Raw genomic sequence first — 22,629 nt, 5'->3', positions numbered from 1 at the left:
TCGAAAAGGGCCAACGCCTTGGACAGCACGGAATTTTGTTCTGTTCAGCACCATGCAATCCGGTATCGCGCAGAGGAGAGCTAGTTTCTTGGCCAGGGCTTTCAGCGAATTCAAGTACATGACCTTCGATGTCGTCGGCACGCTGATCGACTTCGAAGGCGGCATCACGACTAGCCTGGCCGGGATTGCCGCCGAGGCTGGCGTCTCCATCGATGGCGAAGCCGCGCTGGCCCTCTACCGGCAGGCCCGCTACATGCCCGATGCCGGCCTGTTCCCCGACGATCTGGTGCGTGTGTACATGGTCATCGCGCCGCAGCTCGGCCTGCCGGCAGACGAGAAATTCGGCGTCCGCCTGCGCGATTCCGCCAGCGTCTGGAAAGGTTTCCCCGACAGCGCGGCGGCATTGGCGGACCTCGCGAAATCCCACAAGCTGATTGCCACGACCAATGCCCGACGCTGGGCCCTCGACCATTTCGAGAAGCAGCTCGGATCGCCCTTCTTCGCCACCTTCACCGCCGACGATACCGGAACGGAGAAACCGGATCCGGCGTTCTTCCAGAAGGTCTTCGATTTCGTCGCCTCAAGGGGCGACAGCAAGGACGACATCCTGCACGTCGCGCAAAGCCAGCATCACGACATCGGCGTATCCCGGGCACTTGGCCTGACCAATTGCTGGATCGAACGCCGGCATGCCCAGAAGGGCTATGGCGGCACGATCGAGCCCGAGCGCTTCACCGTGCCGGACTACCACTTCACCTCGATGGCCTCCCTTGCGGCGGCCGTTCGGGAAAGCCTGAAGGAACGAACCTGAACCCAAGCCCGGACAGCCGCAGCAAGACGAGCATGCCGACCAAACAAACAGAAAGGGGAATGACATGACCGACAAGATCACCAACTGGACCAGCGCAGACGACGCCATGGTCGAGAACGCCATCCGGCGGGGCGCGAGCCGCCGCGAACTCCTCAAGATGCTGTTGGCCGGTGGCGCCGCGGTCGCCGTGGGCAGCCTGGTGCTTGGCCGCGCCAGCCAGGCCGTCGCCGCCGAGCCGGTTTCCGGCGGAAGCTTCAAGGCGGCCGGCTGGTCGTCCTCGACCGCCGACACGCTCGATCCGGCAAAGGCGTCGCTCTCCACCGACTATGTCCGCTGCTGCTCGCTCTACAACCGCCTGACTTTCCTCGACAAGGATGGCGTCACGCAGATGGAGCTGGCCGAGAGCTTCGACAGCAAGGACGCCAAGACCTGGACCGTGAAGCTGCGCAAGGGCGTCACCTTCCACGACGGCAAGGACCTCACGGCCGACGACGTCGTCTACTCGCTGAAGCGCCATCTCGACAAAGCGGTCGGCTCCAAGGTTGCCAAGATCGCCGCGCAGATGACCGGCTTCAAGGCGGTCGACAAGTCGACCGTCGAAATCACGCTCGCCGACCCGAATGCCGACCTCCCGACCATCCTGGCGCTGCACCATTTCATGATCGTGGCGGACGGCACCACCGACTTCTCCAAAGGCAACGGCACCGGCGCTTTCGTGCTGCAGACGTTCGAACCCGGCGTGCGTTCGGTCGTCACCAAGAACAAGAACTACTGGAAGTCGGGCAAGCCCTATCTCGACTCCTTCGAATTCATCGCCATCACCGACGACAGCGCTCGCGTCAACGCCCTGCTTTCCGGCGACATCAATTTTGCCGCATCGATCAATCCGCGCTCAATGAAGCTCCTGGAGAGCCAGCAGGGCTTCGAACTGTCGAAGACGACCGCGGGCAACTACACGGACCTCAACATCCGGCTCGACATGGAACCGGGCAGCAAGGCCGACTTCGTGGCCGGCATGAAGTACCTCGTCAACCGCGAGCAGATCGTCAAATCGGCATTGCGCGGCCTTGGTGAGGTCGGCAATGATCAACCTGTCTCGCCGGCGAACATCTTCCACAACGCCGACATCAAGCCGAAGGCATTCGACCCGGACAAGGCCAAGTTCCACTTCCAGAAGTCAGGCCTGCTCGGCCAGTCCATACCGGTGATCGCGTCCGACGCCGCGACCTCGTCGATCGACATGGCGGTGATCATCCAGGCCGCCGGCGCGGATATCGGCATGAAGCTGGACGTCCAGCGCGTCCCATCCGACGGCTACTGGGACAATTACTGGCTCAAGGCGCCGATCCATTTCGGCAACATCAATCCACGCCCGACGCCGGACATCCTGTTCTCGCTCCTCTACGCTTCCAGCGCGCCCTGGAACGAAAGCCAGTACAAGTCCGAGAAGTTCGACAAGCTTCTTGTCGAGGCGCGCGGCTCGCTCGACCAGGCCAAGCGCAAGGAAATCTACAACCAGATGCAGGTCATGGTCTCCGAGGAGGCCGGCACCATCATCCCGGCCTACATCTCCAACGTCGATGCCCTCTCCAGCAAGGTGAAGGGTTTGGAGGCGAACCCGCTTGGTGGCATGATGGGCTACGCAATGGCGGAATATCTCTGGCTCGAAGCCTGAGGGGCGACTGCCGGGGGCCGGTCAGCCGGTCCCCCGGCGCTGCATTGCGCAAGATGGTTGGCCGAACGCACCGCAGGGAGCGCTTTCAATGACGTCTGGGGTTCTCAACCTCGTGCTGAAGCGGCTAGGGATCTCGGCCATCACGCTATTGATCGTGCTGTTCGCCGTGTTCTTCGCCACCAGCATGCTGCCTGGCGACACCGCGTCGATCCTGCTCGGCCAGGCGGCGACTCCCGAGGCGGTCGCCGGCCTGCGCGAGGCCATGCATCTCAACGACCCGGCGATCCTGCGCTTCCTGCGCTGGCTTGTCGGCCTGCTCCACGGCGACCTCGGCACCTCCTATGCCAATGAGATGCCTGTTGCGGCTCTGATCGGCGGGCGCCTGGTCAACACCATGAAGCTCGCCGGCATCACCGCGCTGCTCTCGGTGCCGCTGGCGCTGACGCTCGGCATCACCGCCGCGATGTTGCGCGGCTCCGTCTACGACCGCACCGTCACTGTGCTTTCGATCGGCGTCATCTCCGTGCCGGAGTTCATGGTTGCCACGCTGGCGGTCTTGCTCTTCGCCGTTTATCTCAGATGGCTGCCGGCGCTGTCGTCGGTCAACGAGGCGCATTCGCTGACCGATCTCGTGCGCATCTATGCAATGCCGGTGATCACGCTCACCTTCGTCATCTCCGCCCAGATGATCCGCATGACGCGCGCCGCGGTAATCGAAACGCTCTCCACGCCTTATGTCGAGATGGCTCTCCTCAAAGGCGCCTCGCGCAGCCGGATGGTGCTGCGGCACGCGCTTCCCAACGCGCTCGGGCCGATCGTCAACGCGATCGCGCTTTCGTTGTCCTATCTGGTCGGCGGCGTGATCATCGTCGAGACGATCTTCAACTATCCGGGCATCGCCAAGCTGATGGTCGATGCGGTCGCGACCCGCGACCTGCCGCTGATCCAGAGCTGCGCGATGATCTTCTGCCTCGGCTATCTTCTCCTCATCACGGCCGCCGACATCGTCGCCATCATGTCCAACCCGAGGCTGAGATGACGATAGCGCTCACGACAACCTCCCGACGATCCTTCCTGGGCCACAGCTACAACCTCGTCGGCGTCGTGGCCTCGCTGGTCATCCTGGCGTGGACACTGATCGCGATCTTCGCGCCTTACATCATTCCCCATCCCATCGGCGACATCGTCGACGACGACTATTTCGGCCCGATGCGTCAGGGGCTGTGGCTCGGCTCGGACTATCTCGGGCGCGACATGCTCTCTCGGGTTCTGATGGGCGCGCGCTACACAGTCGGCATATCGCTTGCGGCCGTCTCCATCGCCTGCTTTTCCGGCGTCGTGCTGGGTATGATAGCGGCCGTCACCGGCGGCTGGCTCGACACCTGCCTCAGCCGCTTCCTGGACGCCATGAACTCCATCCCCAGCAAGCTGTTCGGCCTTGTCGTCGTCGCTGCCGTCGGCTCGTCGATTCCGGTGCTGATCCTGACGCTCGCCGTCATCTATATCCCCGGCGCCTACCGCTTCGCGCGCGCGCTCGCCGTCAACATCAACACCATGGACTTCATGACCGTCGCGCGTGTCCGCGGCGAGAGCACCCTCTATCTCATCGGCTCCGAGATCCTGCCCAACATCATCCGCCCGGTGCTCGCCGACTTCGGCCTGCGCTTCGTCTTCATCGTTCTGCTGCTCTCCGGCCTGTCCTTCCTTGGGCTCGGCCTGCAGCCGCCGCTCGCCGACTGGGGCGCGCTGGTGCGCGAGAACATCGGCGGCCTGCCCTTCGCGGCGCCCGCCGTCATCGTGCCTTCGCTGGCGATCGCCAGCCTCACCATCAGCGTCAACTTGCTGATCGACAACCTGCCGCAGAAGATCAGGGACCGGGACGCATGAGCAATCTCGTCGAGGTCAGGAACCTGAGGATCGAGGCGACGACCGACGCCGGACGGCTTGTCGAGATCATCAAAGGCGTCAGCCTCGACATAGCCGACGGCGAGATCGTCGCCCTGATCGGCGAAAGCGGCTCCGGCAAGACTACGGTGGCGCTCTCGCTGATGGGTTATGCGCGGCCCGGCTGCCGGATCACCGGCGGCGAGATCAACGTCAACGGCAAGAACATGGCCGCCCTTTCCGAAAAGGAGCGCGCCAGGCTGCGCGGCACCGACATTGCCTATGTTCCGCAAAGTGCAGCCGCCTCCTTCAACCCCTCCTCCACCATCATGGAGCAGGTCATCGAGGTCACGCGCATCCACAAGCTGATGCCGCCCGAACAGGCCCGCCGACGCGCCGTCGAGCTGTTCAGGGCCTTGTCGCTGCCGGACCCGGAAGGGATCGGCGCCCGTTATCCGCACCAGGTTTCGGGCGGTCAGTTGCAGCGGCTGTCGGCGGCCATGGCGCTCATCGGCGATCCCAAGCTGGTGATCTTCGACGAGCCGACGACGGCACTCGACGTGACGACGCAGATCGACGTGCTGAAGGCATTCAAGTCGGTCATGCGGGCGGGCGGTATCGCAGGTGTCTATGTTTCCCACGACCTCGCGGTCGTCGCCCAGATCGCCGACCGCATCGTGGTGCTGAAGGGCGGCGAGGTGCAGGAAACCGGCACCACAGCGGCAATCCTGTCAGCTGCCCGGCACCCCTATACGCGCGAACTGCTGGCCGCCTTCGAACCGAAGCCGCGGCAAGGGCAAGCCGACGCGGATGCCGGGACGAAGCAGCTGCTGCGTATAAACGACGTGACGGCCGGCTATGGCGCGATGCGGGCTGACGGACTGCCGCTTATCCGCGCGGTCGATTCCGTCAGCCTGGTCGTCGAGAAGGGGCGCAATCTCGGCGTCATCGGCGAATCCGGCTGCGGAAAATCGACGCTGGCGCGCGTCATCGCCGGCATCCATCCGGCCGCGGCCGGCGACATCGTCTTCGATGGCAAGGACCTGCAGCGCGCCGCCAGGAAACGCAGCCAGGACCAGCTGCGCGAGATGCAGATCGTGTTCCAGTACGCCGATACCGCACTCAATCCGGCCAAGCCGGTGGAGGACATCATCGCCCGTCCGCTCGCCTTCTATCACCGGCTCGACAGGCAGGCGCGCTCGAAGCGCGTCGACGAACTGCTCGACATGGTGCGCCTGCCGAGGGCGCTGCGCTACCGGCATCCATCGGAGCTCTCGGGCGGCCAGAAGCAGCGCGTGAATTTCGCGCGCGCGCTGGCGGCCGACCCCAAGCTCATCATCTGCGACGAAATCACCTCGGCGCTCGACACGGTGGTGGCGTCCGCCGTGATCGAGTTGCTCAAGGAGCTGCAGCGCGAGCTGGGGCTCTCCTACATCTTCATCAGCCACGACCTCTCCGTCGTCGAGGCCATCTGCGACGAGATCATGGTCATGTACAATGGCCAGCGGGTGGAGCAGATCACGCCAGACAAGGTGAAGGCGCCCGCCCACCCCTACTCCAAGCTACTGTTCTCTTCGGTGCCGAAGCTCGATCCGACCTGGCTCGACGGCCTGGTGCGCGACCCCGAGCTCGTCAGCCAATACGGCCATTGCTGACTACATCGGAAGACTGAGGGGTGACGGCAAGTTTTTCAGCCACGATTGTGTCACCAGATCAACGCGCAGGCAGGCAGAATGAAGCTTGATCGACTGGACTCTCGCTTGCTTAATATTCTGCAGACCAACAATCGCCACGGCACGGAAGAGCTTGGCCAATTGGTCGGCCTGTCAGCAACGGCGGTCCAGCGTCGTCTCAAACGGCTTCGGGTAGGGGGAGCAATCGAAGCTGACGTTTCGATCGTGAAACCCAAGACTGTCGGCCGGCCCATTGCGATGCTCGTGCTGGTTTCGCTCGAGCGCGAACGGGCTGACATCGTCGACCGCTTCAAACAATCGATCCGCCAGACTCCGGAAGTGATGAACGGCTACTACGTTACGGGAGAAGCAGATTTCGTTCTCATTGTCACATCCCGAAGCATGGAAGATTATGAAGCTTTTACTCGGAGATTTTTCTACGAAAATCACGACATCAAGGGGTTCAAGACAATGGTTGTCATGGATCGAGTGAAGGTTGGGTTTTCCATGCCAATCGATTTCGAGCATTTTCTTGATTGATTATGCGTTTAGGCCTGTCAACGGCGTGCAGGCAGCCCGTGATCTGAATCTCTGCAAGAACGTGCCGCGAAAAATGGGCGCGAGGTGAGCGCCGATCCGAAGAACTGGTCTACCCAGTCGCGGTCAGAGTCCGACGCGTTCGGAGCGTTTCCTCTTACAAACCTAGAATTGGCAGGAATTCTGCGGAAATTCAATTGAATAAGACGGAATTGCGTGCCCCGACGGACATAAGCTGAGGTCACGTTTTGTAATCCTTGAGGGTGGAATGCAGCTGGAAGCAGTCGGCCTTGAACGGGAGGGGTCGCGACATCATCCGTCGCCGGATTTCGTCGAACCGAAATTCGTTTGTTTCTGCGATGCCCCCTAGGGATCCGAGAATGACTACCAGCGAAGATGTCGCCGAAATGGACCGTCGATCGGCTCTACATCCCTTCACCACGGCACGGACAGGAGGTGCTTCGGCGTGGCTCCCGTTCTGAAAGTTCACGAACTTCGCAAGGCGTTCGGCGCGGCCCGCGTTCTCAACGGGCTGAGCTTCCAGATGCGGCAAGGCGAGGTCATTTCGCTGGTCGGCTCTTCCGGCTCGGGAAAGAGCACCGCGCTACGATGCATCAATTTTCTGGAGACCCCGAGTTCGGGTGAGATCGAGGTGATGGGCGATGCGATTTCCGCGTCGCAGAACGAAAGCCACGAAACGAAAATCGTCAACGCGACCAATATCAGAGTTTTCCGTCGCCGCATCGGAATGGTGTTTCAGTGCTTCAACCTGTGGCCACATCGAACCGTACTTGAGAACGTAACCGAGGCGCTGATCTACGTACTGCGGAAGGGCAAGCGGGAGGCGGATGAAACAGCGCTTTCGGCGTTATCCAAGGTGGGCATGGCCGACTTTGGCCACCGGTATCCAAGCCAGCTTTCGGGTGGGCAGCAGCAGCGCGTGGCGATCGCACGCGTTTTGGCGATGCAGCCTAAGCTGATGCTTTTTGATGAACCAACTTCCGCGCTTGACCCCGAGTTGGTCGGCGAGGTCTTGAAGGTCATCCGAACGCTTGCCGACGAGGGAGCGACCATTCTCCTCGTCACGCATGAAATGAGGTTCGCGCGGGAGGTGTCGAACCGAATGATATTCCTGCACAAGGGTATCGTTGAGCAGGATGCCGTGCCGGAAGAACTGTTTCGAAATCCCGCATCCGAGGCGGTGAACCGGTTCCTATCCAGCGTTATTCCAACTGCCGCCTGATGGCGGCCATCAAACAGAAAGCAAAGAGGGGTAACTCAGAATGCTCGTAAAGAACACACTTCGCTTAATCTGCCTATCCGGCCTGATGGTGGCGGCGGCAATAAGCGTCGCATGGGCCGAGGACGGCGTCTTACGCGTGGGCACCGAAGGCGATGCCCCGCAGTTCAGCATGGCCGACGCCAACGGCAACGTTACCGGCTTCGACGCCGATATCGCCAACGGCATTTGCGCCCAGCTCAAGGTCAAATGCAAATTCGTGGTGCAGACGTTCAGTTCCTTGGTTCCGTCGATGGACAGCGATCGCTTTGATGTCATCATCTCGGGTCTCGGCATCACCGACGAGAGAAAGAAGAAGATCGACTACTCCGTCCCCTACGCAACCACACCGCAGTATTTTGTGGTTCCGAAGGATTCTCCGTCCGTTGGGCTGAAGAGTCTTGCGGAAATCGAGAAGGCGCTGGCCGGCAAGACCATAGGCGTTGTGAATGGCACCACATACGCGCAGTTCATAAAGAAACATATTCCGACTGCGGATCTGAAGACCTACGACGCCACTACCCAGCAGAATTCCGATCTCGCGGCAGGCCGGCTTGACGCTGCATTCGGCGATTCCCCGACCTGGGTCGATTTCCTCGGCACGCCTGAAGGCGCAAATTTCGCCCGCATCGACGTCAAGGTCACCGGAGCGGACGACCACGAGGCGCTGGGCTACGGCATGGGTGTTGGCTTGCGCAAGGGCAACTCCGCACTGAAGGCCAAGCTGGACAGCGCGCTTTGCGCCATGATCAACAGCGGCAAGGTGAAGGCTGCCTCGGAAAATTGGTTCAAGGACGACTACACCATCGCGTGCAAGAAGTAGTCATCCAACGGGGAACAGGCCGTCGCGGCAATGCCGCGACGACCTGATGGAATGGTCTTCATGTTGCACGATATCTGGGTGCTGATGATCGAGAAGGGCTGGCTCCTCGCGCTGCTGCGCGGCGCCGGAATAACGCTTCTGATCGGTTTTCTCGGCGCGGTCATAGGGCTGGCGACGGCGATACCTCTTGCCATCCTTCGTTGGCGCCGGGTTCCGGCTTTGTCACAGCTTGTCGATGCCTACAGCATCGTCGTTCGCGGCGTTCCGGGGCTACTGGTCATTTATCTGCTGTTCTTCGGCTCCGTCGATTGGGTGCAGAAAATTGCCTCGGCATTCGGCTACGCCGAGAGCGCCGAAAATGCCTATCCGTTGATCATCGGCATCGCGGCTATCGCCGCGATCTCGTGCGCGTACTCGATAGAAGTCATACGAGGCGCCTTGCAGGCAGTTCCCGCCGGCCTTCTGGAGGCGGCCCGATCGCTTTCGTTGTCGCCACGCGTCACCTTCTCCCGCGTGACCCTGCCGCTCGCTCTCAGGCTGGCTCTGGGCGGGATCAACAACGTTTGGCAGATGACGATCAAGGACACGTCGCTCGTATCCGTCGTCGGCATGCAGGAACTGATGCGAGCCGCAGCGGTCGCCGCGGGAATCACCCGCTCGCCGCTGCTGTTCTATTGCATGGCGGCAGCGATGTTTTTCGGCATGACCGTGGCGAGCCAGGTTCTGTTCAACCGCGTCGAAAAACATTTCAATCGCGGATTCACCAGAGGCTAGGATGGACTTCAGCATCGTCACCTATGCGGTTCCGTTTCTGCTCGTCGGCGTTAAGACGACTCTGCTGATTGCATTTTTCGGGGTCGGCATCGGATTGCCGTTCGGCATACTTATGGCAACCGCCCGCATGTCCCGGCGCGGCATCGTCCGCAAATGCGCCGACTTCTACTGCGCGGTGTTCCGGGGCACGCCGATGCTCGTGCAGGTCTTTGTGATCTACTACGGCCTCGCGCAGATAGGCTTCATACGTCACAATACGGTTTTGTGGTGGCTGATCGGCGACAGCCTGCATGCCGCCATCCTTGCCGTCATCCTGAATACCGGTGCCTATACGGCGGAGATCTTCCGTACGGCGCTGCTGTCGCTGCCGCGCGGACTGATCGAGGCGGCGCAGGCATGTGGCATGTCCGCCTGGGTGGTTTTTCACCGCGTCAAGTTCCCCTTGGCGCTGCGCCAGGCCCTGCCCTCCTACAGCACGGAGGTCGCCGTCATCATCAAGGAGTCAAGCCTTGCCTCCACCATAACGGTGCTTGAAATCACCGGCTATGCCAAACGGCTGATGAGCGAGACGTTCGCCATCATGGAAATCTTCGTCATCACCGCCGTCTTCTACCTTGCAATCAACGTCGTCTGTCTGACTGCTCTGCATGCCATCGAAAGGCGCCTGTCTTTCGAGCGGCATGCCGCGCGCTGAAAGGGTGCCCCATGTCCAAGCTTACCTTTTTCGATCAGAACAAGCTCCCCGAACCCAGGAAAGGCGAACCGCTGCCGGAACGGCGCGTGGATGGTGATCCCCGTTTCCTGACTTGGGATATCGCGCAAACCGCTGACGGCCAAGTGCGGGCCGGTGTATGGGAGGCCACGCCGGGCGCCTATCGCTCCATAAAAGGCGGAACCTTCGAAGTCTGCTACATCCTTTCGGGAGTTTCGGAACTCATCGAGGACGGGTTCGAGCCGCGCCGCATTTCGGCAGGCGACGCCTTCGTGATGCACCCTGGATTCACGGGCGTCTGGCGGGTGATCGAAGCCACCCGCAAGCTCTGGGTCTCGCGCGATTGAGCGCGTTGATCGGATCACAGATGCACAGCATGGATACGACCACCTCGCGTCCGTTCAAGGCCACGCCATACTGGTGGGACGATTGCGCATTTTCTGCCTTGCCTGTGGTGCCGCTGGTCCCCCGATGCGATGTCGCCATCGTCGGCGGCGGCTATGCGGGGCTGTCGGCGGCCATCGAACTGGCGAGAGCCGGACGCAGCGTCCAGCTTTTCGACCGGCAAGCTATCGGGCAGGCCGCGTCAGGCCGAAACGGCGGCATGGCGAGCGGCAGCATAAGGCCGAGCCGCAAGCAATTGATCCGCAGGTTCGGTCAATCTCGGGCCGATGGCATCCTGGCGGAAGGAAAGGCGGCGCGACAGGACCTGGCAGCCTTCCTCGAAACCGAAGGGGTGGAATGCGACTTCTTCCTCTCGGGTCTCTTCGATGGCGCGGTAAACCATCGCGAATGTGATGAACTCAGCCGCCACGCCGAGTTTTTAAACCGTTTCCTCGGGATTGAGACGTCGGCGGTCCCCCGCAAGGAAGTATCGCGGTATATCGGCACGGACTTCTACGCCGGCGGCTTCGTACGGATGGACATCGGAGGCCTTCATCCCGCCAAACTGCTGTCGGGCATATTGCGGGTCGCCCGAACAACCGATGCCATCATTCACGAGAACACGACGGTTCTGGGGACCAGCCAAGAGGCTGGTGGTGTGCGCCTCGCAACGTCACGCGGCGAGGTGTCGGCGAAAAAGCTGCTGGTATGCACCGACGCCTACACGGACGGCTTCGATCCTTGGCTGCGCCGTCGCCTCGTGCCGGTGCGGAGCCGCATCATAGCGACCGAGCCGTTGGGCGAAAGCGTGATGGACCGGCTGATGCCGAAGAAGATGATGCACGGCGACACGAGACAGCTCAGCTATTACTACCGACCGTCGCCGGATGGCACGCGCATTCTATTCGGCGGACGCGACGGCACGACGGAAGGGGATCCGCTGGCGCCCACCACACATCTGCGCTCGGAGCTTGGGCGTATTTTTCCCGAACTGGCAAAGGTGGGCATAACGCATAGCTGGTTCGGCCAAGTCGCGATGAACCGCGACATGGTTCCGCGAATGTTTACGGTTGGCGATACGGTCTACGCCACCGGTTTCTGCGGTTCCGGTGTGGTTTGGGCGCGCTGGCTCGGCAAGAAGGCCGCCTTCAAGCTCCTTGGCCAGACAGAGAGGGCTCAGTCGGCTTTCGACTTCGATCCGCCACCGAAGGCAGTGCCTCTATACCGTGGCAAGCCTTGGTTCATCCCACTGGTTTATTCGCTCTATGAACGAAGGGACAAACGCGCCATGCGCGGCAAGAAGGAGAGTCCCAAAGGCTGACCTTCCTATTTCGATGATCGCGCGTAAGGCCTCACATCGGGAACAGGCTGGGCAGCGGCATGTGCGCCTTGACGATGGGGGACTTCAGCACGACGAAGGAGAAATACTTGTCGATGCCGATATCCATGTCGGTTAGCCGTTCCATGATCGTCTGGTATTCGCCGATGCCGGCGGTGACGAATTTCATCAGGTAATCGTAGCCGCCCGAGACGAGGTGGCATTCGATCACCTGGTCGATCTTCTCGACGACAGCGAGGAATCGGGCGAAGTCGACCTGGCGGTGGTTCTTCAAGGTGATCTCGGTGAACACGGTCAGCGTCTGGCCGAGCTTGCCGATGTTGATCTGCGCGGAATAGCCCTCGATGTAGCCTTCCGACTGCAGTTTCTTGACCCGCATCAGGCAAGGGCTCGGCGACAGATGCACGAGGTCGGCCAGTTCCACATTGGTGATGCGGCCGTTCTTCTGCAATTCGTGAAGAATCTTGATGTCGATCCGATCCAGTTTCATGGCCGTCTCCAAAGATCGCATGCCACAGCACAAAATGCTGCCGTACCAACAGCCTTGACACTACCACAGCCCGCGGGCCAGTCCATCCGAGCGGGCACCGCTTTGAAACGCAGCGAGTTCCGATTTCGACCGAGCAGCCGAAATAAAATTCTGCTTCGGCTTCAACTGCGGCAGCGGCTGCCTGCGCAACGCGTTAGATTGGCGCGTGAAGGTAGAGAGACCATGCGCGCGCCACTGCAGCAAATCGAGACATCTGGCAAACTGCCGCAATCCGCGGACGTGGTGGTGATCGGCGGCGGCATCGTCGGTGTCTTCGCGGCCTATTATCTTGCCAGGCGCGGCATGAAGGTCGCGCTTGTCGAAAAGGGACGCATCGGCGCCGAGCAATCCTCCAGGAATTGGGGATGGTGCCGCCAGCAGAACCGCGACGCCCGCGAACTGCCGATGGCGACCCGCAGCCTCGATCTGTGGGACAGCTTTGCGGCGGCGACCGGCGAAGACACCGGCTTTCGCCGCTGCGGCCTGCTTTATCTCAGCAATGACGAGGCGGAACTGGCCGGCTGGGCGCGCTGGCGCGACTTCGCAAGGACGGCCGGCGTGACCACCCATATGCTCGACGGCGCCGAGGCCAGCGAGCGGGGTGGCGCCACGGGCCGGACCTGGAAGGGCGGCGTCTTCTCGCCGAGCGATGGCACCGCCGACCCGTCGCGGGCCGCGCCCGCGGTCGCCCGCGCCATCCTCAAGCTCGGCGGCACCGTTCACCAGAATTGCGCCGCGCGCGGCATCGAGACCGAGGGCGGACGCCTGAGCGGCGTGGTCACCGAAAGCGGAACGATCCGCACGAAAGTGGCGGTCATGGCCGGCGGCGCCTGGGCGTCGTCCTTTTGCCGGCAGTTCGGTTTCCGCTTTCCGCAGGCGTCGATCCGTTCCTCCATCCTGTCCGTCTCTCCCGGCGCCGAAGGCCTGCCGGATGCGCTGCACACGGCGAGGATCTCGGCCACGCGTCGCGGCGACGGCGGCTACACGCTTGCCATCAGCGGGCGCGGCCGCGTCGACGTGACGCCGCAGCAGTTGCGCTTCTCGTCGCAGTTCCTGCCCATGTTTCTGAAGCGGTGGCGCAGCCTCGCGCCCGGCGGACTGCAAGGCGTGCGCTCGGGGCACGAAACGCTGCAGCGCTGGCGGCTCGACCAGCCGACGCCGATGGAGCGCATGCGCATCCTCGATCCGGCTCCGGACCGGGCCACCATCCGTCTGACCCATGCCCGCGCGCTTGAACTTCTGCCCGACCTCAGAAAGACGAAGATCAGCGCTGCCTGGGCCGGCTACATCGACAGCACGCCGGATGGCGTGCCCGCCATCGGCGAGATCGATAGCGTTGCGGGCTTCTTCCTCGCCGCCGGATTTTCGGGACACGGTTTTGGCATCGGGCCCGGCGCCGGTCATCTCGTCGCCGATCTGGTGACCGGGTCGGAACCGATCGTCGATCCGACATCCTACGATCCGCGCCGCTTCGAAGCCTCCGCCTGGGGCAAGGTTGCCGAATTCTAGATTGACCCTCATCAATGCGCGGCATCCGCAATTGCGTCAGCCGTTCCGCAGAAAAGCGCCGATAGGCGCCGGTCGGACAGGAGCCTGTCCGCGAAACCGGCCGACGGCGCCGGGCGTGCAGCCGGCCTGTGCCGCAACAAGCTCGACGGCAGCCAACTGGCAGTAGCGCCCCTGGCAGCGCCCCATGCCGACGCGCGACAGCGACTTCACCCTGTTAGCCTCGCAGCCGCCGAAAGCCACGCCATGGCGTATGTCTCCTGCAGTCACGTTCTCGCAGCGGCAGACAATCGCGTCGTCAGGGAGCACCCGCGCCATCGCCTCCGGCCAGGGAAAGGCGCGGGCCAGACCGCGGGCAAAGCGCTCGAGCCGCGCGAGCTCGCTCAGATCGGTGCTGGCCGACGGCGCCGGTTGTCCGAGATCGGCAAGGCACGCCGCCGCCGCAAGGCGCCCGGCAATCTCCGCGCCGTCCGCTCCCAGAAGCCGAACCCCATCGCCCGCAAGGTAGACGCCATTCCCGGCACGGCCCATCGCATCGGCCTTCGGCAGCCATTGCCGCCACTGCGCGTCATAGGCGAAGGCGCACCCGACGACGTCGGCCAAGTGGGTCTCAGCACGCAAGTGCCAGCCCATGCCGATCATGTCGCATCGCGTGACGTGTTCGCGGCCGCCAGCGTCGCGCCAACGCATCGCGATGACACCTTGTTCGTCGGCCTCGATTTGTTCGAGCGTCACCCCCGCATGGTAACGACCGCCGAGCCTCGCCCGCAGCGCCAAACCGCGCAGCGCGACCAGCGGCCGGGCGGCGAGCCCAAGTAATCCCCGCATCTGCTGGCGCCAGGACGATGTATCCAGCACCGCCGCCACATCCGCCCCAGCCTTGACGAGTTGGGCGCCGACCAGCGTCAGCAAAGGCCCCGATCCCATCAGGACGATCCGCCGCCCTAGAGCCACGCCCTGCGCCTTGAGCGCGATCTGCGCGGCGCCGAGGCTGTAGACACCGGCGCTCTGCCAGCCGGGGACCGGAGCGACGCGATCGGATGCGCCGGTGGCAAGGATCAGGCGGTCATAGCTGACTAGCTGCATGCCGCCCTGCCCCAGCACATGCAGCCGACCGTCCCGCGCGGCGATGACCGAACTCGCCGCGCAATGGGTGAGGCGCTCATCCTTGACCAACCGGTCGAACAGCGCATGCAGCGCCCGCGCCTTCGCGGCCTCCGACCCGTAGAGCTGCTCCGGCGTGCGGGTAAATCCGTCCGGCGGGCGACGATAGATCTGACCGCCGGCGCGATTACCTTCGTCGATCACCATCGGGTGCAGCCCGGCCTCGACCAGCACCGCCGCCGCCCTTATGCCAGCCGGACCGGCGCCGACGATCACGATCTTCGGCGATGAAGCGTCACTCACGGCCAGCTCTCCGGCGGTGTCGTGCGCAGCCGCATGCCCTCAGCGATAGGGGTTGTGCACGCGCGCAGGCGCGGCCCCTCTTCCTGCCAGACCCAGCAATCCTGGCAGGCTCCCATCAAACAGAAGCCCGCGCGGGGTTCAGGCCCGAACTCGGACTTTCGCAAGGCTCGTCCCGACGCCAGCATGGCGGTCAGCAAGGTATCGCCGGCCAGCGCGCTGCGCATCTCGCCATCGAGGACGAAATGCACCTCTACCCGGTCGCGCTCGGCCAGCCGGACGATGCGGCCGGCGCTGATCATTCAGCGGCCTCCCGCACCGGGCGAGGACGCGGCAGTTCGGGGAACCGTTCGCACGCCGCATCGAAGGCCGCCTGCACGCCCTCCGGCCCGGAGCCCCCCTTCATGCGCCGGAAGATCTCGGTCTTGGCGAAGAACCGCCAGTGGATCGGCAGGTCCCTCAGTATGGCGGTGAGCCGGTCGTAGGCGGCAGGGGTCCATTGCTCCTCGTAGCCGTCGCGCTCTGGACCGAAATGGAAATGGCCGACGGACGGCTTGTGCCGCGCGCGCAGCCTTTCCGTCGCCTGCTCGTCGACCTCGCCGCCGCGCAGGACGACGCCATAGTCGCGCTCCGCCGATGCCTCTGAGACATAGCCGCGCCGAACGTCCTGCGCGACCCGCCAGGGCTCGCGCAGGTGCGGATCGCCGCGCCCGCCGCCTCCGGCGGAGCGGATATCGAGCAGGTCGCCGGGCTGCAGCACCGCGGTGTCGATGTTGCCCAGCCGCCGCTCGTGCTCGGTGCCCGGATTGACGACCATGTCCGACAGGCCGGCCGCCTTGCCGCCCAGCACGCCCCAGGGACGGAAGAAACTGCGGTCGCGGTTGCGCGCCGTGATCCTGGAGTCGGGGGCAAAGACGCGGAAGGCCATCTCGGTCGCCAGCCCGCCGCGCCAGCGGCCCGCACCGCCGCTGTCCCTGGCGAGCCCATATTTCACGAATTCGACTGGGGTCTCGGTCTCGGTGATTTCGATTGGCGTGTTCTTGAGATAGGCGGCATCGGCGCCCGATCCGTTGGTCCCATCGCGATGCGGCATCGCACCGCCGCCGCCGACCACCGGGTTAACCGCCGCGATGACCGTGCGGCTGCTGCGCTCGTCGATAGTCATGACGTTGACGATGCAGTTGTTGCCGGCCGGCGCCGCGGGCAGACGCTCGGGCACTGCTTGCGAGAAGGCGCCGAAGATGACGGAGCGCAGCCGGGCGCAGGTGAGCGAGCGCATGCCGACGGCTGCCGGATGGACCGGGTTCAGCACCGATCCCTCGGGAGTGATGCAGGTGAACGGCCGGGTAAGGCCGGTGTTGAGCAGGATCTTCGAGTTGAGCGTGTAGAGCACGTAGTAGACGCCGACCAACAGCATGGTGTGGCGCGGGTCGCCACCTGAAGGCACGTTGAGCGAGGAGCCCAACTGCGGATCGGAGCCGGTGAAGTCGAGCACTGCCTCGTCGCCCTTGATCGTCAGTGTCAGCTTCAGCCGGCAGGGATTGGCCTCGACCGAATCCTCGTCGGCATAGTCGGCGAATTCCCAGGTGCCGTCGGGCATGGCGCGCAGCACGTCGCGCGCCTGCGCCTCGGCATGATCGAGAAGCGCGGCAACCCCTTCGATGAAGCCGGCCTTGCCGAACTTCCGCACCATTGCCTGGATCTTGCGCTCGCCGGTGTTGAGCGCGCCGACAAGCGCCTTGATGTCGCCGATGTTGAGGTCGGGCTTGCGCACATTGGTGCTCATGATGCGCAGGATCGTCTCGTCGAAGACGCCCTCCCGCACCAGCTTCATCGGCGGGAAGCGGATGCCTTCCTGATGGATTTCGGTCAGCGCCCGGCTGAGCGAAGCCGGCACCGCCCCGCCCATGTCGGTGTTGTGGATGTGACCTCCGGTCCAGGCGACGATCTCGCCGTCGACGAAGACCGGCTTCCACAGATGCGTGTCGGGGGCGTGCGTGGCGACGTGGCCCGAATAGGGATCGTTGGTGAAGGCGACGTCTCCAGGTCGGTAGTCGTCGACCATCGCGATCGCGCGGTGGTAGGAAAGTCCCGGATACCACGTGGCGCCGAGTTCCATCGGCACGGCGAAGGTCGCCCCCGCACGGTCCATCAGCATCACGGTGAAATCCTGCGTCTCCTTGACGAAGGCGGAGTGCGCGGTGCGGTGCAGCGTGTGGGCCATGTTTTCGGCCGCCGCGCGGGCGTGGTTCGCCAGAACCTGCAGGTTTGTCCGGTCAAACATGGCGTCACTCCGCGAAGGTCAGCAGAAGGTTGAGGTGGCGGTCGACGCGCGCCTGCGCTCCCGCGGGAATGGCGAAGGTGGTGTCTTCCTGCACGACCACGGCAGGCCCTCGGAAGGTGGTGCCCGGCACCAGGGTCTGCCGGTCGTGGAGGTCCACGACTTCGAGGCTCGCGCCCGTGTAGACCGGAAGGCGGCGCGCCGGAATGGCGGCGGCGCCGATCTCGTCTGTCTCCGGGAAGGAGAGTTTCGGCCCCGCGCCTATGGCGGACAGCCGCACGTTCACAAGCTCGATCTCGCCGTCCGGGTCGTGGAAATCGTAGAGCTGCTCATGGGTGCGGTGGAATGCCTGCTCGATTGCCTCCGGGTCGGCGTCCGCCAGCCATTGCGGTGAAAGGACGACCTCGATCTCGTAGCTCTGGCCGAGATAGCGCATGTCGCAGGAGAGAGTGAGCTCAGCCGCCGCGTCGTGGCCCTGCGCCGCGAGCCAATCGCGCCCCTCCTGCGCGAGAGCATCGAAGGCCTCGCGAATCTCGGGGAGCGACGCAGCCGTCAGCGGGCTGAAGATGGTGCGTATGAAATCCCCGCGCAGGTCCGCCACAAGCCCGCCCAGCGCCGACACCACGCCGGGGCGGCGCGGCGCCATGACGCGCTTCATGCCGAGTTCGCGGGCGAGGAAGGCGCCGAGCATCGGGCCGCCGCCGCCGAAGGGCATCAGCGTGAATTCGCGCAGGTCGACGCCGGCGCGCGAGGCCAGCTTCTCGACCTCGACGAACATCTCCGACACCGCGATGTCGAGGATCGCCTGCGCGGTCTGCTCGACCGGGCGGCCGAGCCGGGCGGCAAGCTCGCCGACCGCGCTATGCGCCAGCCCGGTATCGATGCGGAGCTGGCCATAGGCCATCTCGCTGTGACCGAGCCATCCGCACACCACCATGGCGTCCGTCACCGTCGCCTGCGTGCCGCCACGGCCGTAGCATGCCGGCCCCGGCGTCGAACCCGCCGATTCCGGTCCGACCCGCAGCACGCCCTGCGCATCGACGCTGGCGATCGAGCCGCCGCCGACGCCGATCGAGCTTACCGACACGGAGGGGATGTGGAGCGGAAATTCGCCGATCAACTCGCCGGTGCCGAACTGCGCCTCGCCGCCGATGATCAGCGCGAAGTCGGCGGAGGTACCACCGATGTCGAGGGTCAGCACCTTGTCTTCGCCCGCCTGGCGCGCCAGCCACGAGGCGCCGATGACGCCTGAGGCCGTTCCCGACAAAAGCATGTTGACACAGGCGCGCTTGCCTTCGGCGGCGTTCATGAGCCCGCCATTCGACTTGGTCAGCATCGGCCGGGCCGGCACGCCACGACGCTTCAGCCGCTCTTCCAGCGCGGTCAGGTAGCCAGAGACGCGTGGATGAACATAGCCGTTGAGGATGGCGGTCGAGCTGCGCTCATATTCGCGGATGACCGGCCAGACCTCGGCCGAGGTGAAGACAAAGAGATCAGGCGCAAGGCGCGCGACCGCCAACTTCACCGAAGCTTCCTGCGCGCCGTTGCGCCAGGCATGGAGGAAGGACACGATAATCCCCTGCGCGCCGTTCGCTTTTGCCGCCATCACGGCACGCTCCACCGCCGCCATGTCCGGTGCCTGGGATTCGCTTCCATCGGCACGCAAGCGGGCCGGAATGCCGAACACCATGTCGCGCGCGATCAGCGGATCCGGCCGCGCGCAGAACAGCGAATACATGTCCGGCATGCGAAGCCGCGCCAGCTCGATGACGTCCTCGAAGCCGGCATTGGTGAACAGTGCCAGTGGCGCGCCCTTGCGCTGAATGATGGTGTTGATGCCGACGGTCGTGCCATGCACGAAGCGTGTCATATGGGTCGGATCGAAGCCTTCGCGTTCGGCGAGAAGGGTGAGGCCCGTCATCAGCTCGGCGCCCGGGTCCTCCGGCGTCGTCAGCACCTTCAGGGAGGCGACGCGTCCCGAGTTCGCCTCGAGCGCGCAGAAATCGATGAAAGTCCCGCCGATATCGACGCCGACCTTCCAGTCGGTTCCGCTTTGCGCCTCATCCCCAGTGATGACCCCATCCATGGTGCGTCCCTTCCTGTCTGCCTGCAGAAAGCTGGCACGGCTGGCCGGTCTGGGTCCAAGATGGATGATGGGCAAGCATATAAGGTTTGCTTATGCCTTTGCCTTGTCGCCGCCCAGAACGGCGGAGCAGGCGGCGCGGATCTGGTCGCGCATCATCTCGTCGGCCCGTGCAAGGGCGCGTGTGCGCGAGGTCAGCAGAGCGATGGGAAATTCCGGCCCCGCTGCCAGCGGCCTGACGGCAAGCCCGGCAAACTGGCGCCAAGGCAGCAGGGCGTCGACGAGCCCGATGCCGAGACCAGCCTGGACGAAGCCGACGGCGGAGATGGAGACGTCGATCTCGAGCGAGGGCGAAAGCGCCACGCCCTGCGCGCGGGCCGCATGGGCCAGTTCGTCGGCGGGACGGGTGTTTCCGCGATAGGATATCAGCTCCTCTCCGGCGAGATCGGCGAGCGTCAACTCGGCTTTCCTGGCCAACGGATGCCCGGCCGGCAGCAGGCAGGCGAAGCCGACACTGCCGATCACCTCCGCCTCGATATCGGGAGGCAGGCGGTCGTCCAAGGCGACGCCCAGGCTGGCATCGCCGGCGCGCAGCATGTCGACGATGGCTGCGATCGGCGCCATGTGGGAACGCAGCAGAATGCCTGGATGCTGCGCCCGGAAACTGGTGAAAGCGCGCGGCAATATCGCCATGGCCGGCGGCGGCGAGGCCGCAACGCGCACGAGGCCAGCCCGACCCAGGCGCAGGTCGGTGGTCTTGCGCCGCAAGCCCTCCAGCCCCGCCGACAGCCTTTCGGCATCGGCGAAAATCTCAAGCGCCTCCGGCGTCGGCCGCAGCCGTCCCTTGACGCGCTCGAACAGCGTGAAGCCGAGTTCGTCCTCGGTGTGGAGCAGGATCTGGCTGAGCGCAGGCTGGGAGATGTTCAGCATCCGCGCCGCGGCGGTCACGGTGCCCGCGCGCATGACGGCGATGAACACTTCGAGCTGCCGCGCCCGCATTGTCACTCCATAGGTCAAGCTTATGGTTTTCGTCCAAACCCATCTTTGACGCATCGGCGCGGCGTCGACAAGATCGGTCGAAATTCGGGCACTGTTTGCGAGGGGCCGCTATGGATGTGATCGTGCTGGGCGGCGGCCTGATGGGGACGGCTTCGGCCTATTTCCTGGCCAGGCGCGGCGCGCGCGTGACGCTGATCGAGCGCAACCGAATCGGCACAGGAGCAACCGTCGCCTCTTTCGGCAACATCCGACGCACCGGGCGCCATCTGTCCCAGCTTCCGCTGGCCCACCGCTCGCTCAAGCTGTGGGGCGAGGCCGAAAGGCTGCTTGGCCGTGACGTGGAGTTCCGCGCCACCGGACACATCCGGTTGATCTTCGATGAGGGCGGTCTCGCCGACATGCGGGCCTATGCCGACACGGCGCGACCCTGGGGGCTCGAGCTGGAGGAACTGACCCCGCGCGAGATCCGTGTCCGCTTTCCCGGCCTCGGCCCCGAAGCGATCGCTGCGTCGTTCTCGCCGCGGGACGGCAGCGGCAATCCGCGGCTGATCGCGCCAGCCTTTGCCGAGGCGGCCCGCGGGCTGGGCGCAGAAATCATCGAGGAAGCCGAGGTCGAGAGCGTCAGCCGCGATAACTCCGGTTTCCACGTCGCCACCTCGAAGGGTGCGTTCGCCGCCGAGTGCCTGCTCAACACCGCCGGCGCCTGGGGCGCGCGCATCGCCGCACAGTTCGGCGAAGAGGTCCCGCTCGAGGCCCGCGGCCCGCAGATGGGCGTGACCGAGCCGCTGCCGCACAGAATTCTCCCCGTAGTCGGCATCTGGACCCGCGACAAGGAGTACGGCGCCTATCTGCGCCAGGTCGAGCGCGGCAACATCGTCTTCGGCGGCGCGGCCGAAAGGGTGCCGGTGGATCTCGAACCCGGCCATGCAAGAGCCGACCCCATGCGCCTGCCTTTACAGTTGCGCGCCGTCGCGCGGCTGCTGCCGGCAATCGCAAAGGTCGCGGTCATCCGCACCTGGTCCGGCTGCGAGGGCTATGTGCGGGACATGCTCCCGGTGATGGGATGCTCGGCGACGACGCCAGGCCTGTTCCACGCCTTCGGCTTCTGCGGACACGGCTTCCAGCTCGGTCCCGGCGTCGGCGATGCCATGGCCGAACTCATCACGACCGGCCGTTGCGAAACGCCGCTCAATGATTTCAGGATCGACCGCTTCAGCCGCGCTGCCTGACGAACTGAATTGACTACGATTGGCCTCCCCAAGGCCACCAGCAATGACCGTTTTTCGGAAACGCCGGAACCTTACCGCACCGGCCCATATGAGACGCAAAACCGCCGTTCGTTTGCTGGCTCTCAGCGGCCCACCGCAAGTCAACAAAATCAACACGATGCGCCGAGGTTCGCCGAAAGGCGATTTGAGAGAAGAAATCAAGACTAAGCCATTGATAACAACGACAATGGCGGGCCCGGAGGGTCATCGTTTTCCGACATAAAATCAATACGTTGGCGGCTGGTTCGCCAACCGATTTCCTTCGTATGATCTCGTATGATCCGGCGAACCTCCTAAACCGCCCACTTGTTGGCAGGACAGTTGGCAGCTGTTTCGCGGGCCAGGAATGAGGCGCCCATTGTGCCGTAGCTCAACATTCCTTGACATCGGGTATTTATCCGAAATTATGTAGGAAAGAAGGATCGCCAGCATGACGGGAATCACGCTTTCGGGCGTATCAAAGCACTTCGGCGCCGTCGAAGTGATCCGTGACGTGAGCCTGGACATCGAGCCGGGAGAACTGGTCGTCTTTCTCGGTCCTTCCGGTTCCGGCAAGACGACGCTGCTGCGCATGATCGCCGGCCTCGAAAGCATTGACGTGGGCACGCTGACGATCGACGGGGTGCGCTCGGAGAACCTTGCGCCGGGCAGGCGCAACGTTGCGATGG

General features: G+C 64.0%; 21 protein-coding genes. 15 read left to right on the top strand and 6 right to left on the bottom strand.

The annotated features are described in order from the left end of the window. Positions 1-88 precede the first annotated feature (88 nt). The 12 genes from EN846_RS24000 to EN846_RS23945 all read left to right on the top strand — a co-directional run bounded on the left by EN846_RS24000 (position 89) and on the right by EN846_RS23945 (position 11,873). Positions 89-811: an HAD-IA family hydrolase gene (locus tag EN846_RS24000; protein ID WP_127393184.1), complete on the top strand. Its 723-nt coding sequence runs from the start codon at positions 89-91 to the stop codon at positions 809-811. Positions 812-875: 64 nt separating this feature from the next. Then, positions 876-2,486 carry an ABC transporter substrate-binding protein gene (locus EN846_RS23995; protein ID WP_127393185.1) on the top strand — a complete coding sequence of 537 codons (1,611 nt, stop codon included), beginning with the start codon at positions 876-878 and terminating at the stop codon, positions 2,484-2,486. 88 nt (positions 2,487-2,574) lie between these two features. After that, positions 2,575-3,525: an ABC transporter permease gene (locus tag EN846_RS23990; RefSeq protein ID WP_127393186.1), complete on the top strand. Its 951-nt coding sequence runs from the start codon at positions 2,575-2,577 to the stop codon at positions 3,523-3,525. Further along, a complete protein-coding gene (locus EN846_RS23985) occupies positions 3,522-4,373 on the top strand; it encodes an ABC transporter permease (RefSeq protein ID WP_135913929.1) in 852 nt (283 codons plus the stop codon). Before EN846_RS23990 ends, EN846_RS23985 begins: the two co-directional genes overlap by 4 nt. Beyond that, a complete protein-coding gene (locus tag EN846_RS23980; RefSeq protein ID WP_127391638.1) occupies positions 4,370-6,025 on the top strand; it encodes an ABC transporter ATP-binding protein in 1,656 nt (551 codons plus the stop codon). The genes EN846_RS23985 and EN846_RS23980 overlap by 4 nt, the downstream gene beginning before the upstream one ends. 78 nt (positions 6,026-6,103) lie before the next feature. Further along, positions 6,104-6,583 carry an Lrp/AsnC family transcriptional regulator gene (locus EN846_RS23975; protein WP_127391639.1) on the top strand — a complete coding sequence of 160 codons (480 nt, stop codon included), beginning with the start codon at positions 6,104-6,106 and terminating at the stop codon, positions 6,581-6,583. Between the two features lie 463 nt (positions 6,584-7,046). Next, the gene (locus EN846_RS23970; protein ID WP_127391640.1) at positions 7,047-7,823 is read left to right on the top strand and encodes an amino acid ABC transporter ATP-binding protein; all 777 of its coding nucleotides are present in this window, start codon (positions 7,047-7,049) and stop codon (positions 7,821-7,823) included. A 40-nt stretch (positions 7,824-7,863) separates the two neighbouring features. Further along, complete coding sequence (locus tag EN846_RS23965; RefSeq protein ID WP_127391641.1) at positions 7,864-8,682, top strand: transporter substrate-binding domain-containing protein; 819 nt, start codon at positions 7,864-7,866, stop codon at positions 8,680-8,682. Positions 8,683-8,742: 60 nt separating this feature from the next. Then, entirely contained in the window at positions 8,743-9,456 is a 714-nt protein-coding gene (locus tag EN846_RS23960; RefSeq protein ID WP_127391642.1) for an ABC transporter permease subunit, read from the top strand. 1 nt (position 9,457) lies between these two features. Then, positions 9,458-10,150: an ABC transporter permease subunit gene (locus EN846_RS23955; protein WP_127391643.1), complete on the top strand. Its 693-nt coding sequence runs from the start codon at positions 9,458-9,460 to the stop codon at positions 10,148-10,150. A gap of 11 nt (positions 10,151-10,161) precedes the next feature. Continuing rightward, the gene (locus tag EN846_RS23950; protein WP_127391644.1) at positions 10,162-10,515 is read left to right on the top strand and encodes a cupin domain-containing protein; all 354 of its coding nucleotides are present in this window, start codon (positions 10,162-10,164) and stop codon (positions 10,513-10,515) included. Between the two features lie 29 nt (positions 10,516-10,544). After that, a complete protein-coding gene (locus EN846_RS23945) occupies positions 10,545-11,873 on the top strand; it encodes an FAD-binding oxidoreductase (protein WP_127391645.1) in 1,329 nt (442 codons plus the stop codon). Positions 11,874-11,904: 31 nt separating this feature from the next. On the opposite strand, the gene EN846_RS23940 is transcribed toward EN846_RS23945, so the two are convergent. Next, on the bottom strand, positions 11,905-12,381 hold the full coding sequence (locus tag EN846_RS23940) for an Lrp/AsnC family transcriptional regulator (RefSeq protein ID WP_127283402.1): 477 nt from the start codon (positions 12,379-12,381) through the stop codon (positions 11,905-11,907). Positions 12,382-12,603: 222 nt separating this feature from the next. Between EN846_RS23940 and EN846_RS23935 the strand changes: the two genes are divergently transcribed. Beyond that, the gene (locus tag EN846_RS23935; protein WP_127391646.1) at positions 12,604-13,929 is read left to right on the top strand and encodes an FAD-binding oxidoreductase; all 1,326 of its coding nucleotides are present in this window, start codon (positions 12,604-12,606) and stop codon (positions 13,927-13,929) included. A 36-nt stretch (positions 13,930-13,965) separates the two neighbouring features. Here the strand turns inward: EN846_RS23935 and EN846_RS23930 are convergent, their stop codons facing one another. The 5 genes from EN846_RS23930 to EN846_RS23910 all read right to left on the bottom strand — a co-directional run bounded on the left by EN846_RS23930 (position 13,966) and on the right by EN846_RS23910 (position 20,693). Then, on the bottom strand, positions 13,966-15,333 hold the full coding sequence (locus tag EN846_RS23930) for an FAD/NAD(P)-binding oxidoreductase (protein WP_127391647.1): 1,368 nt from the start codon (positions 15,331-15,333) through the stop codon (positions 13,966-13,968). After that, on the bottom strand, positions 15,330-15,632 hold the full coding sequence (locus tag EN846_RS23925; protein ID WP_127391648.1) for a (2Fe-2S)-binding protein: 303 nt from the start codon (positions 15,630-15,632) through the stop codon (positions 15,330-15,332). The genes EN846_RS23930 and EN846_RS23925 overlap by 4 nt, the downstream gene beginning before the upstream one ends. Further along, the gene (locus EN846_RS23920; RefSeq protein ID WP_127391649.1) at positions 15,629-17,614 is read right to left on the bottom strand and encodes a hydantoinase B/oxoprolinase family protein; all 1,986 of its coding nucleotides are present in this window, start codon (positions 17,612-17,614) and stop codon (positions 15,629-15,631) included. Before EN846_RS23920 ends, EN846_RS23925 begins: the two co-directional genes overlap by 4 nt. Positions 17,615-17,618: 4 nt before the next feature. Beyond that, the gene (locus tag EN846_RS23915; protein ID WP_127391650.1) at positions 17,619-19,697 is read right to left on the bottom strand and encodes a hydantoinase/oxoprolinase family protein; all 2,079 of its coding nucleotides are present in this window, start codon (positions 19,695-19,697) and stop codon (positions 17,619-17,621) included. A 90-nt stretch (positions 19,698-19,787) separates the two neighbouring features. After that, positions 19,788-20,693, bottom strand: coding sequence for a LysR family transcriptional regulator (locus tag EN846_RS23910; protein ID WP_127282713.1), 906 nt, complete (start codon positions 20,691-20,693; stop codon positions 19,788-19,790). Positions 20,694-20,803: 110 nt separating this feature from the next. Between EN846_RS23910 and EN846_RS23905 the strand changes: the two genes are divergently transcribed. Then, positions 20,804-21,922, top strand: coding sequence for an FAD-binding oxidoreductase (locus EN846_RS23905; protein WP_128346986.1), 1,119 nt, complete (start codon positions 20,804-20,806; stop codon positions 21,920-21,922). Positions 21,923-22,391: 469 nt separating this feature from the next. Then, positions 22,392-22,629: ATP-binding cassette domain-containing protein (locus EN846_RS23900; protein WP_135898713.1), on the top strand; the 238-nt coding region annotated here is incomplete at its 3' end.

The organism is Mesorhizobium sp. M4B.F.Ca.ET.203.01.1.1 (assembly GCF_004791025.1).
Taxonomy (GTDB): domain Bacteria; phylum Pseudomonadota; class Alphaproteobacteria; order Rhizobiales; family Rhizobiaceae; genus Mesorhizobium; species Mesorhizobium abyssinicae.
The sequence above is the reverse complement of the archived record's forward strand: the minus strand, read 5'-3'. Positions and strand labels throughout refer to the sequence as shown.

Bases quoted from the DNA above. Each gene is read 5' to 3' on its own strand.
- EN846_RS23995 (WP_127393185.1), top strand. From the start codon at position 876: ATGACCGACAAGATCACCAACTGGACCAGCGCAGACGACGCCATGGTC.
- EN846_RS23990 (WP_127393186.1), top strand. From the start codon at position 2,575: ATGACGTCTGGGGTTCTCAACCTCGTGCTGAAGCGGCTAGGGATCTCG.
- EN846_RS23985 (WP_135913929.1), top strand. From the start codon at position 3,522: ATGACGATAGCGCTCACGACAACCTCCCGACGATCCTTCCTGGGCCAC.
- EN846_RS23980 (WP_127391638.1), top strand. From the start codon at position 4,370: ATGAGCAATCTCGTCGAGGTCAGGAACCTGAGGATCGAGGCGACGACC.
- EN846_RS23975 (WP_127391639.1), top strand. From the start codon at position 6,104: ATGAAGCTTGATCGACTGGACTCTCGCTTGCTTAATATTCTGCAGACC.
- EN846_RS23965 (WP_127391641.1), top strand. From the start codon at position 7,864: ATGCTCGTAAAGAACACACTTCGCTTAATCTGCCTATCCGGCCTGATG.
- EN846_RS23960 (WP_127391642.1), top strand. From the start codon at position 8,743: ATGTTGCACGATATCTGGGTGCTGATGATCGAGAAGGGCTGGCTCCTC.
- EN846_RS23955 (WP_127391643.1), top strand. From the start codon at position 9,458: ATGGACTTCAGCATCGTCACCTATGCGGTTCCGTTTCTGCTCGTCGGC.
- EN846_RS23950 (WP_127391644.1), top strand. From the start codon at position 10,162: ATGTCCAAGCTTACCTTTTTCGATCAGAACAAGCTCCCCGAACCCAGG.
- EN846_RS23945 (WP_127391645.1), top strand. From the start codon at position 10,545: ATGGATACGACCACCTCGCGTCCGTTCAAGGCCACGCCATACTGGTGG.
- EN846_RS23940 (WP_127283402.1), bottom strand. From the start codon at position 12,381: ATGAAACTGGATCGGATCGACATCAAGATTCTTCACGAATTGCAGAAG.
- EN846_RS23935 (WP_127391646.1), top strand. From the start codon at position 12,604: ATGCGCGCGCCACTGCAGCAAATCGAGACATCTGGCAAACTGCCGCAA.
- EN846_RS23925 (WP_127391648.1), bottom strand. From the start codon at position 15,632: ATGATCAGCGCCGGCCGCATCGTCCGGCTGGCCGAGCGCGACCGGGTA.
- EN846_RS23920 (WP_127391649.1), bottom strand. From the start codon at position 17,614: ATGTTTGACCGGACAAACCTGCAGGTTCTGGCGAACCACGCCCGCGCG.
- EN846_RS23915 (WP_127391650.1), bottom strand. From the start codon at position 19,697: ATGGATGGGGTCATCACTGGGGATGAGGCGCAAAGCGGAACCGACTGG.
- EN846_RS23910 (WP_127282713.1), bottom strand. From the start codon at position 20,693: ATGCGGGCGCGGCAGCTCGAAGTGTTCATCGCCGTCATGCGCGCGGGC.
- EN846_RS23905 (WP_128346986.1), top strand. From the start codon at position 20,804: ATGGATGTGATCGTGCTGGGCGGCGGCCTGATGGGGACGGCTTCGGCC.